The following is a 10944-nucleotide window of genomic DNA, read 5'->3' on the forward strand; positions in this document are numbered from 1 at the left end:
GAGGGGTTCCCCTCGCGCTCTCCCGCTCGCCACGTGGCAGGGTTGCAGGACTTCGCCTGCAACCATTTGACTAGTTTGTGGTGTCGCCGCCGCGTCAAGCGTTGTCCTCGCTACGCTGCGGGAACGCTTGACTCGGACGTCTGTGTGCCCTCCTCGAAATGCCCCACGGATATGAACCATCACGATGACAGCCAAACGACTCTAACAGGACAGTTCGAACACAGAACCTAAAAGCGGCGCACGCTGGATGTTCTCGGCCAGCGGGTCGTCCTCGCCGGGAATGTCGGTCGCCGGATCGCGAACGATGCAAGGCACCGACGCCCTTGGCCAGGCGCGTCTGCTTCACCAGCAGCTCCAAGGCCGATAGCGGCGCCCGCCGGCCGGGATCTCTCGTGGGTCTGGCCGGCGGATTCAGACTACTCTCCCCCTTCGTAGAACAGCTCGAGCGGCAGGCCGACCAGCGATTTGCCAATCCAGTCCCGAGCAATCACATTCGAGGGTCCCATTGCGATGGCTGCGCGCGCGTCGCGGAAGGAACGCTCGATCGGCCCGCGATGATAGCCATAGCCTCCCGTCACGGTCAGTGCCGCTGCTGCGACCTTGTTTGCGACCTCGGCGGCGTGAACCTTGAACTCGGTCAGTGGGATCAGGATTTCGCTCTGCGGCTTGCCGGCCCGCCAGAGCTCGTCGAGCTTTGCTGCCAATTCGAGGCGCCACGGCCGTAACGTTTCGACCAGGACCTTGGCCGCGCCGAGCTCCTGCCGGATTGCCTGATAGTCGGATAGACTCTTATTCCGATCCTTGTGCACGAAACTCGTGGCGTGCTTGACCGCCGCATTCAAGGCGCCGCGGGCCACCCCTTCCCAGACAGCGCCGAGCCCGATCAGATAGACCGGCGATACGCCGTCGTAGATGATCTCCTTTCCCTGCCCTTCTGCGCCGAGCCGATCCCGCTGCGGCACCCGCACATTGGTGTAGCGGATCGGACCCGAGTGATTGGCGCGCACACCGAGGGCATCCCAGGGCCTGGATTCGATACCTTCAGACTTGCCGTCGACAATGAAGAAGATGATGTCGGCCTGGTCTTTGGCGCCAGGGGTGCGGGTCTGCACCACATAGAAATCGGCCTGACCGGAACTTGTCGTGAACGATTTCTCGGCGTTGAGCAGATAGTTGTCGCCATCGCGTGATGCTTCGGAGAGGTTATACCACCAGTGTCCTCCGGTGGCGCGCTCGCTGGTCGAATATGTGCCAAGCAGACCTCCGTTATTCGCCTTGAGCCAGCGCTCCTTCTGGTCATCGCTACCAAACAGATTGATCGTCTGGACCGCGCCGACATGCATGACGTAGATGAGGCCGGTCGATGCATCAGCCTGTCCAATACGGTAAGCGGCTTCCGCGAAATCGACATGAGCAAGGCCAAGGCCGCCAAACCGTGTTTCATTCAAGACGCCGGTCCAGCCGGCTTGCGCCAACGCTTTGAGATTCTCTCTCGGAAAGCGGCTGTCCAGATCGTTGCGATCGGCGTTGACCTTGACGGTCGCATCGATTGCGGCATCCAGTCGGGAATAGACGTCTTCATCGATCTTGCGCACCAGATTGGGGGTTATCATGGTCAGTCTCTCCTGTGTCGATCAAAGTCCAGCTACGGCATGGATACGCGGCTTTTCGCCGACGTCACTTTGCGGCGAGCCGCCGAGGTAAAGCGCCTTGATGTCGTCGTGGGTGCGTAACGCGTCAGACGCGCCGGACAGCACGCTGCGGCCGTTCTCAAGGACGACGGCATGATCGGAGAAACGAAGCGCGACCCTCGAATTCTGTTCCGCTATGAGGATCGAGAGATTCTGCTCGCGGTTGAGTTGCTTCAGCGCCCGGAAAATGCCTTGGACCACCAGTGGCGCCAGCCCCATCGACGGCTCGTCGAGCACCAACAGGCGCGGTCGTGACATCAGGGCGCGGCCGATTGCGGTCATCTGCTGCTCGCCACCCGAGGTGAGCCCGGAGATCGACCCGCGATGATCCTTCAGCCGCGGGAACAGCTCATAGACCTGGTCAAGATCAGAGCGAATCACGCGAGACTTAGCGTCCCGGCCAATAGCACCGGTGATGAGGTTCTCTTCCACCGTCAGCGAGCGGAAGCAATGCCGGCCCTCAAGCACCGGAACGATCCCAGCCCGGACCAGCTTCGCGGGCGATGCGGATGCAATGTCGTGGCCATCGAAGACAATGCGCCCGCCAGCCACTTGGCCGCGCCGCGCCGGCAAGAGCGCTGAGACCGCCTGAAGTGTCGTCGACTTACCCGCGCCGTTTGCGCCGAGCACGGCGACGATCTCACCGCGCCGAACCGAGAGCGAGACGTCGTTCACGGCGCGGATGGCGTGATTGTAGGTTGCGGCCAATCCCTCGACCGAAAGCAGAACGTCACTCATGCCTGATCCATCCCCTCTGAGACCTGCGGGAGCCGACGGCGCCCGCAGGTACCGAGCGTTGCGTTGCGCTATTGGCTCACGGGATCCTCGCCGGAGGCGCGGATTTTGATGCCATGCTCCTTGGCATAGGCAGTCGACGACTTCTCGATGATCGGCCGGAGGAACGCCCAATCCGGCGCAATCCAATCCGACACAACCTTCCACTTGCTGCCGTCCCACTGCTGGAAGGTGACGCGGCCGTCGCCCTCGTGATTGTCCCAAGTCACATTGATCGAGTGGAACAGGCCTTTCGCGCCCAGTGCCTCCACCCGGGCCGGATCGAGCTGCAGGTGCTCAAAGCCCCAGCGGACTTCGTCGCCGGTCAGGGTGCGCTTGCCAAACTTGGCCTGCGCGGTCCGGATCGCCTCGACATTGAGGATACCGTTCACGATTCCGAGGTTATGATAGACGCTGCCGATTCGCTTCTTGTCATCGAGATTGCCTTTGTTCGCGCCATAGACGGCCTTGATCACCTGCTGCAGCACCGGATATTCAGCGCCGGAGGCCTGGGTCGTAATCGCGATATAGCCCTTGGCCGCATCTCCGGCGGGAATGACGTCCTCCTCGGAGTTGGACCAGACGTTGCCGATGATGTGGTCAGCTGGGAAGCCGACCTTCTGCGCGGTCTTCAACGCCACCGGATTCATCACGCCCCAGCCGCGCAGCACCACGTAGTCCGGCTTCGCTCGACGGATCGAGAGCCATTGCGATTGCTGCTCGTTGCCCGGATGCGGGACCTCGATCTGCTCGAGGCTGAAGCCGTACTTGTCCGCAAGCAGCTTGTAGATCGGGATCGTCTCCTTGCCGTAGGGCGAGCCGTGATAGAGCACGACGATTTTCTTACCCTTGAGTTTGTCCCGACCGCCCTCTCTTGACGCAAGGTAGTTCACCATACCGGACGTCTCGCTGTAGGGATTGAGCAACAGCGGAAAAACGTAAGGGAACACGCGGCCGTCGGTCGAGTCGGTGCGCCCATGATTGATCGTGATCAGCGGCACCCTGTCCTTGGTGATGCGGTCGATCATGGCATAGGCAATGCCAACCGACAGCGGGTTCCAGGCCGCGGTCCCGGGACGGCTCTTCAGGCGCTCATAGACCTCGACGCCGCGCTCGACTTCGTACTGGGTCTCGCCTTCGTCCCAGGTCACCTTTACGCCGTTGACACCGCCATCGCGAATGTTGATCAGATTGAGATAATCGATGAAACCGCCGAAGAAGCCGGTGCCACCGGCAGCATAGGGACCGACGCGATAGCTCTGCAGCGGGAAGAATTGTTCGTCGGCGTGCACCGCAAGCGTACTGGCAAGGCCGACGGCAAGTGCCGCGCCCATCGTCACCTTCAGACGTCTGAACATGTTCATTGCAAGCTCCTTGGGTTAGGCAAATTTCAAGTCGGTATCGTCGGGCGCCTGGCCGGCCGAACGGCGGACCAGGCGCGGTCCCACAGGGCGATCAGCCCGCGTGGCTCCGCGATCAGAAAGACGATGATGAGTGCGCCGATCACGATGTGCTGGCTCATCTCCAGCACGCCGGAATCAAACACGCGGCCGAGCAAGGCGGCGCCGATACGCGACAGCAAGAGCGGAAACACCACAATGAACGCCGCGCCGATAAAGGAGCCGCGCAGCGAGGCGAGCCCACCGATGATGATGATGAACAAGATCTGGAACGAGCGATCGAGATTGAAGCCGGCCGGCTCGACAGTGCGCAGGTACGCGAACGCCCAGAGCACGCCGGCAACGCCAATGAGGAAGGAGGACATTCCAAAGGCCAGCAGCTTGGTGCGCAGCAGCGGCACGCCGACCACCTTGGCCGCTATCTCGTGATCGCGCACCGCGATGAAGTTGCGGCCGGATTGGGAGCGCAGCAACAGTAGCGTCAGCAGGGTCAAGACAACTACGATCGTAAGCGAGAAGACGTAACGTTCCGCGGCGGTGGTGAATGAGACGCTGCCAATACGAAGGACCGGCGCATCGATGACGCCGGATGGATTGTCGTTGGAGAACCAGCCGAATTTGGTAAGCGCCCACTGCACGAAGAATTGCGCGGCGAGTGTCGACACCGCGAGATAGAACCCGCGCAGCCGCAGACTCGGCAGCCCGAACACGATGCCGATGGCCGCCGCGATGCCGCCGGCCAGCACCAGATCGAGCAGCAGTGGCAATCCCGGGACGCGGAGATGAAGATTGTACGCGGCGTAGGCACCGACCGCGAGGAAGGCCGCCGAGCCCAGCGAGACCTGCCCGGCATAGCCGGTGAGAACGTTCAGCCCGACGGCGGCCAGCGCCAGCACCAGAAATGGCGTGAGCACCGCATCCAGCAGATAATCCGAACCGGCGAACGGAACGACGCCATAGGCGACCACGATGCCGATCCCGATCCACAGCGTCTCGGCGGTGGGCCGACCCGTTTTGGTGCGAGCCAGATGGGCCATTGGCTACACCCTCTCCACCAGCTTTTGTCCGAACAGACCGGATGGGCGGATTAGCAGGAACCCGAGTGCCACGACATAAGCTGCCCAGACCTCGATGCCACCGCCGAAGAATGGTCCGACATAGACCTCCGCCAGTTTTTCGATGGCGCCGACCAGGAGTCCGCCGACGATCGCGCCGGCGATTGAATCGAAGCCGCCCAGCACCAGCACCGGCAGCGCCTTCAGCACGACGAGCGACAGCGAGAACTGCACGCCGAGCCGCGCGCCCCATAAGAGCCCTCCGACCAGAGCGACGATCCCGGCTACCGCCCAGACCGCGCCCCAAACCCGCGGAAGCCGTAGGCCGACCGCAAGCGCGGCAAATTGATCGTCAGCTACCGCGCGAAACGACAGCCCGGTGCGGGTGTAGCGGAAAAACAGCGCAAACAGAGCGACCAGACCGCCTGCGACCGCTGCCGCAAACAGATCGAGCCGGCTGATCAGCACGCCCGCGACTTCGAACGGAGTATCGCTGATCCCGATATCGAGGCCATGCACCTGCGTGCCCCACAGGAGCTGAGCGGCACCCTCGATGACATAGGAGAGCCCGAGGGTTGCCATGAACAGCGTGATCGGCGGCTGGTTAACCAGCGGCCGCAGCACCGTCCGCTCGACAGCGATGCCCAGCGCGATCATAATCGCCAGCGTTGCCGCCAGCGCCGCGACAAACGGCGTGCCGCGCTCGACCAGGCTCACGAAAGTCAACGCCGCAAACAGCAGCATCGCGCCTTGCGCGAAGTTGAGCACGCCAGAGGTCTTGTAGATCAGCACGAAGCCGATCGCGACCAGCGAATACATGACTCCCGAGAGCAGGCCACCGATCAACACCTCAATCAAAAACTGATAATCGAACATCAGACCGCGAGCTCCGTATCGTCCTCATGCGCGACGCCGAGATAGGCATCGATCACCGCCGGATCGGCGCGGATCTGGTCTGGCGTGCCGTCGGCGATTTTCCGCCCGTAATCGAGCACGGCCACGCGATCGGATAGCTCCATCACGATGCCGATGTCATGCTCGATCAGGACGATGGTGGCGCCAAGGCTGTCGCGGGCGTTGCGCACATGCTGCGACAGCTCCTGTTTCTCCGCGAGGGTTACGCCGGCAAACGGCTCGTCTAGCAGCAGAAGCTTTGGCCGAGCCACCAGCGCACGCGCAAGCTCGACCCGCTTTTGAACGCCATAGGGCAGCGTTCCGGCAAAGCAGTCTTGAACGTCGTCGAGATGCAGGAAGCCGATGACCTCTTTCGCCGCCGCGCGGTTCTCCTCCTCGATCCGCCGCGCCAGGGGCGAGCCCATGATCTGCCGCAGAAATCCCGCGCGCACGCGGTGCGCGAGCCCCATCTGCACATTGTCGAAGACGGAAAGCCCCTTGAATAGCGCGAGATTCTGAAACGTCCGTGCCACGCCATGGGCGGCAAGCCTCGCAGTCGGCACCTGATCGAATGAGTGCTCGCCGAACTGCACTTGGCCCCGGTCTGGCCGGTAAAGCCCGCTGACGATGTTGAGCAACGAGCTCTTGCCGGCGCCGTTTGGTCCGATCACTGCCCGGATCTCGCCCCGCGCAACTTCCAGGTCAACATCGCGCAGCGCAGCAACACCGCCAAATGTCAGCGAAATCTTTGCCAATCCAAGTGCTGGACTTGCGAGCGTTTGGGCAACACGCGCTGTGCGGCGTTGCGTCGCGCTATCGCGTTCTCGGGTCGATTGATGAATCGGTTCGGCTGGAGGACCCTCCTCCAGACGAAGCACGCCCGCCCCTGTCGCGATCCCAGACACCTGGCTGTTTCTCCTTAAAATCTATTCGGCAGCTTGGACGCGCACGGGCGCCTTCGCCTCGAGCTCGCGGACCAGCGGGATCACATGCTTGCCGAACAATTCGACCTCTTCCTGGAAATGCAGGAAGCCAAGCAGGATCAGGTCAGCGCCTGCACGCTTGAGCTCGATAATGCGTTCGGCGACCTGTTGCGGCGTGCCGATCAGGTTCGAGCGGAAGCCGTCATTGTACTGAACGAGATCCTGGAGAGTGGACTTGGCCCAATTGCCCTCGCGCTCGGGGCTGGCGTTGCCCGCATTCTGGACTTCGTGGTGGAAGCCGCGCACCGCGTCCGGAATCGCCTTGTCGAGGACCTCCTGCAGGACGTCCTTGGCTTCCTTCTCTGTCTGGCGAACGATGCCGAAGGCATTGATGCCGATCCTGGTTCGCCAGCTCTTGCCGAAGGTTTTTTCCTTGGTCCTGATGTCGTCGACCTGCGCTTTCAGGCCGTCTGGCGTATTGCCATTGGTGAAATACCAGTCGGACACGCGAGCAGCCATGTCGCGGGCTGCCCGCGAGGAGCCGCCCTGGAAGATCTCCGGCAGTGGATCGAGCGGCTTCGGCTTCAGCGAATAGTCGTTGAACCGATAGAAGTCGCCCTTGAGCGTGAAACTCTCCTGCGTCCAGATCCCGCGCAACGCGTTGATGAACTCCTCCGAGCGGCGATAGCGCTCGTCGTGATCGAGCCAGGGCTCGCCGATGGCATGGAATTCGCCGCGGAACCAGCCCGACACGATATTGACCGCAACACGCGCGTTGGTGAAATGGCTGATGGTCGCAATCTGCTTTGCCGCGAGCGCCGGATTCCAAGGCCCGGGAAGGAGAGCCGCGATCACCTTGAGCTTTTCGGTCGCCGCGAGCAGCGCGTGCGAGAAGCTGACGGATTCGTGCTGTTTGTCAGCTCCGTAGCCCGCCGTGAAGCGAATCTGGCTCAAAGCGTAGTCGAAGCCGGCCTTCTCGGCGATCTGGGCAAGCTTGCGATTGTAGTCGATATCCCAGCTGGTGCGCTGCTCGATCGATGAAATGACGAGGCCACCCGACACGTTCGGCACCCAGTAAGCGAATTTGATCGGATCGTTGTTCGCGGTCATCTATTTACCCCTCAAGAAGCAGGTCTGCGGCGAAATGGACGACGACTTGAGGCAGGCAGAAACATCCGAGCGTGCCGCTCAGCACAGACGCGCGCCGCTGCAATTCAAGCCGTCGCTTAGGCTACTGATTTGGGAGAGCTACAGCGATCTTCGGTGCGATCGCGTCCGCGCATCTAGCGCAGCGTCAACAGGAGGACAAACACAAGTCATCGACAAGCTCTGCGCGTAACCGAACCACTCACCTTGTCGAAGATGTTGTTGCGCATCATGAGTGTCCCTGATCGGCATCATTGCCTGGTGATCAATCCTCTCAGAGAATGTGCGACCCCGCGAGTCTAAGACCCACTCTTTTTCGTAGTGCGGAGATAATCACTTTTTCTTATTTCGCAGTGAACGCATTGTTTGTTGCTGCGCGGTGAGAAGCGGCGTGTGCGGACTGTCACCTGACGTCTGTTCGCTGAGCGAATTGCTAGCGAGACGTCGCGAGCCAGCGTGTCGCGGCGTCATCTATCGTGCATTTGAACGACCTGCGCATGCAACTTCGTTTGTTTGTTGAAATCTCTTGCCAACTCACGGTGACATCCGCAACACGCGCAATGTGCGCCGGCGCCTTAGCGAGCAACAAAGGCATGCGCGCGCTCCCGAAAAGAGGCGGTCGAACGAATATGAACGTCTCGATGGCCAACCGATCGTTCCTGGCGCGAAGGTGGTGCGTGAATCGTAAGCTCTCTACCTCGATTACTGGAAAGCCTTGCGCACACGCCCGATAAACGACAAGCTCCCCGCCAAGCCCAGCACAGACAGCATGGAAGTCGGCCCTCCATCCGGATTTCGCGTGACCGATCGAATAAGCTGATGGAGCGTTCTGATTTCGCGATGGGCAGCAGCGACAACGAAGCATAAAGCTGCTTTTCGTCGCGACTTCGCCAGCTAGCATATATGCACTGAAGCAATCGAGAGTTCCGATAGAAGCAGCGCTGATGATGTCGATGACGAAATGGAAAACAGGATCCGGATTGAAGGTCCAGCAAGCGAACCCGCCAATCCGTGTGTCCTCGACGCACCTTGCGGCTTACGAGAGGCTGATTGGCCTCGCGCAGAGATATCATCGGAGCGCGATCGGCAGAGATTGACGATCCTTCTGGAGGCGGCGGTGAACGACATTGGCATAGACATCAATTGCAAATCGGATCGATGGTCGATCACCTTCGATCTGGAGAAGATTGACAAGTTCAAGGCTGCGCACGGCGCTGATCGGTTCATCGAACTAGGGTGTCGCTACGTCGAAGAGCGCTGCGATGAGCTCGGCCTCGTCGACGACCTCTGGCTCTGGCTTGACGCAGTTCGCGCCAACGGGAGGGCAAACTGACCTCCTCCGTTGGCTATTTCGCATGATGAGTACCCACCTGCGCCAGCGACAATTTACAGATGTCTTGCCGAAGCGAACCGTGAGATGATTCGATTTTGATGGATACTGGGCACGCGATTTGCGCGCCTACGCAGGTCCGCTGGGGTCAATGGCGTGAATCGTCGCCGATCCAGGTGCACAAGCTTTGTCAAAAGACGCCTTGTGGCTCAGCTCCGACAGATAGACCGCGGCAGAGAATATTCGCTCCTTGTTGCTACCGAGTTGCGCCAAAAGGTGATCGAGCTCTGGGAAGATGTCGGCGGCTTGGTCCAAAATGCTTGGCGGCTTTCGATCCGGCATAGTGGCCACCCAAACGAAGTCGCCATACGCCGTTCCTGCGTTCCTGCCGGTTGCCTTCCACGAAGCCGTTCGATTCCATATGCATGATCAGACACGGGCCAACGGCTGCAAGCGGCAGAGGTTCGGCGTCAATTCGGGAGAGACAAGATCAGGCCAAAGGCCGTCGATCTGAACGAACATGCGGCATCTTTCGTCAGACAATGTTTTCGCGCCTATCGCCAGAATCGTCAGCCGACAGTCTCACATCGGTTCGCGGTCTTCCCCAATTGGAAGCTCTTGCGACGACACGATCCACATCCTCCTCGATCATAAAGCGCTTCGTAACAAGCCGGCTGCGAACATACGCAGCGGACGACCGATAACGCTCGAGCACTGATTTGCGAGGATCGCGCGTTGCTCGCTGTTCATCGCGCGTGTCCGGAAATGGGATATAGCTCCCTTTCGTTAGCCAACTGATGGCGCCATGGCCGTTCCCCCGTTTCAGGATATTCCAACCGGTGTAGGTTCCCAAGGGAACCGCTGCCATTGGAGCCTTGACGCCATCGCACTCGTTCCCGTCTTCGTCGACGCTTGGGACCAAAATCATATATCCTTCTCGGTCCAAGATTACTGGCGGGAGTGAAGAGAGTACACCTTCGGCCTGTCAATCGGCGTTGGACTGGGGCTCTGACGCATATTCGATGATCGTGATTGTTTTTATGGCGCGCCAATCAGCCTAGCCTGAAGGAGATCGAGCTTAGCGCGCCCGTACATCTGCCGTTTGACCAGCTTAAGCTTGGTGATCTGAGCTTCCACTTGGCCATTGGACCATGGTTGCGTAATTGCGGCGTGCACCGCGCCCTTATCGTTGGCGATTCCATTCGCGAACGAGGCAATGAGGCTCCGCTTGGATTCATCAATCCAAGGTTCGAGCTCCATCTCGGCCTTCTTTCGGATCATCGCGTGGAAGCGGCCAACGAGAGCTTGGGCATCAGCAAGCATAGGAACGTTTTGTTCGATGACGGCAAGCGTGACGGTCTCGGCCTTGGTTAGGTGGTCGCGCTTCGTCGTCATCAGCTGCGCTATCGTCCTGGCGGCGGGGACCTTCTGCAATTGTTGATGGCTGATAGTCTCGGCACGCCGCCGTCGCGTCGCCCATTCCGCCACCACGCGCAGCGATCCCTCGAAGCCTTGTCCCTTCAAACGGCGCCAGAGTTCGGCACCGTTGCGACAGCCGCCTAACCACTGCGCGTCCAGGAACGGCAGATGCCCGTCCAGGGTGCTTTGACGGGTGCGGAACATATCCGTACCGCCGCCGCGGCTAATTTGGCGAACCAGATTGCGACTATGTCCTGTGCGGCGGACGATCTCCTTGAGTGGCACACCGTCGCCTGTCTCTTATACACATCT

At 60.5% G+C, this 10944-nt stretch carries 9 protein-coding genes and 2 pseudogenes; 1 reads left to right on the plus strand and 10 read right to left on the minus strand.

Features of this window, described 5'->3' with window-relative positions; translation table 11 throughout:
• Window positions 1–231: 231 nt before the first annotated feature.
• The 8 genes and pseudogenes from FXB40_RS49725 to sfnG form a co-directional block, all read right to left on the minus strand.
• Window positions 232–390: pseudogene (locus FXB40_RS49725) on the minus strand (ParB N-terminal domain-containing protein); the annotation flags it as partial.
• Between the two features lie 26 nt (window positions 391–416).
• Entirely contained in the window at window positions 417–1613 is a 1197-nt protein-coding gene (locus tag FXB40_RS45495) for an acyl-CoA dehydrogenase family protein (protein ID WP_148778773.1), read from the minus strand.
• Between the two features lie 21 nt (window positions 1614–1634).
• Window positions 1635–2429: an ABC transporter ATP-binding protein gene (locus tag FXB40_RS45500; protein WP_148778774.1), complete on the minus strand. Its 795-nt coding sequence runs from the start codon at window positions 2427–2429 to the stop codon at window positions 1635–1637.
• Between the two features lie 68 nt (window positions 2430–2497).
• On the minus strand, window positions 2498–3829 hold the full coding sequence (locus tag FXB40_RS45505) for an ABC transporter substrate-binding protein (protein ID WP_148778775.1): 1332 nt from the start codon (window positions 3827–3829) through the stop codon (window positions 2498–2500).
• 26 nt (window positions 3830–3855) lie between these two features.
• The gene (locus FXB40_RS45510) at window positions 3856–4902 is read right to left on the minus strand and encodes a branched-chain amino acid ABC transporter permease (protein WP_148778776.1); all 1047 of its coding nucleotides are present in this window, start codon (window positions 4900–4902) and stop codon (window positions 3856–3858) included.
• A 3-nt stretch (window positions 4903–4905) separates the two neighbouring features.
• Window positions 4906–5796 (minus strand): branched-chain amino acid ABC transporter permease, encoded by an 891-nt coding sequence (locus tag FXB40_RS45515; RefSeq protein ID WP_148778777.1) that lies wholly within the window; start codon window positions 5794–5796, stop codon window positions 4906–4908.
• On the minus strand, window positions 5796–6569 hold the full coding sequence (locus FXB40_RS45520; protein WP_246208355.1) for an ABC transporter ATP-binding protein: 774 nt from the start codon (window positions 6567–6569) through the stop codon (window positions 5796–5798). The genes FXB40_RS45515 and FXB40_RS45520 overlap by 1 nt, the downstream gene beginning before the upstream one ends.
• Window positions 6570–6740: 171 nt before the next feature.
• The gene (gene sfnG, locus FXB40_RS45525; RefSeq protein WP_148778778.1) at window positions 6741–7847 is read right to left on the minus strand and encodes a dimethylsulfone monooxygenase SfnG; all 1107 of its coding nucleotides are present in this window, start codon (window positions 7845–7847) and stop codon (window positions 6741–6743) included.
• Between the two features lie 1129 nt (window positions 7848–8976).
• On the opposite strand from sfnG, the gene FXB40_RS45530 reads away from it, so the two are divergent.
• Complete coding sequence (locus tag FXB40_RS45530) at window positions 8977–9216, plus strand: hypothetical protein (RefSeq protein WP_148778779.1); 240 nt, start codon at window positions 8977–8979, stop codon at window positions 9214–9216.
• A gap of 532 nt (window positions 9217–9748) precedes the next feature.
• Here the strand turns inward: FXB40_RS45530 and FXB40_RS50630 are convergent.
• Both FXB40_RS50630 and FXB40_RS45535 read right to left on the minus strand, forming a co-directional pair.
• Window positions 9749–10141, minus strand: a complete 393-nt coding sequence (locus FXB40_RS50630; RefSeq protein WP_430648193.1) for an alpha/beta hydrolase domain-containing protein — start codon at window positions 10139–10141, stop codon at window positions 9749–9751.
• Between the two features lie 110 nt (window positions 10142–10251).
• Window positions 10252–10920 (minus strand): annotated as a pseudogene (locus tag FXB40_RS45535) (transposase); the annotation flags it as partial.
• Between the last annotated feature and the right edge of the window lie 24 nt (window positions 10921–10944).

Origin of the sequence: Bradyrhizobium rifense (assembly GCF_008123425.1) — a bacterium.
GTDB lineage: Bacteria > Pseudomonadota > Alphaproteobacteria > Rhizobiales > Xanthobacteraceae > Bradyrhizobium > Bradyrhizobium rifense.

Coding starts and splice junctions, on each gene's coding strand:
- FXB40_RS45495 (WP_148778773.1), bottom strand. CDS start 1,613: ATGATAACCCCCAATCTGGTGCGCAAGATCGATGAAGACGTCTATTCC.
- FXB40_RS45500 (WP_148778774.1), bottom strand. CDS start 2,429: ATGAGTGACGTTCTGCTTTCGGTCGAGGGATTGGCCGCAACCTACAAT.
- FXB40_RS45505 (WP_148778775.1), bottom strand. CDS start 3,829: ATGAACATGTTCAGACGTCTGAAGGTGACGATGGGCGCGGCACTTGCC.
- FXB40_RS45510 (WP_148778776.1), bottom strand. CDS start 4,902: ATGGCCCATCTGGCTCGCACCAAAACGGGTCGGCCCACCGCCGAGACG.
- FXB40_RS45515 (WP_148778777.1), bottom strand. CDS start 5,796: ATGTTCGATTATCAGTTTTTGATTGAGGTGTTGATCGGTGGCCTGCTC.
- sfnG (WP_148778778.1), bottom strand. CDS start 7,847: ATGACCGCGAACAACGATCCGATCAAATTCGCTTACTGGGTGCCGAAC.
- FXB40_RS50630 (WP_430648193.1), bottom strand. CDS start 10,141: ATGATTTTGGTCCCAAGCGTCGACGAAGACGGGAACGAGTGCGATGGC.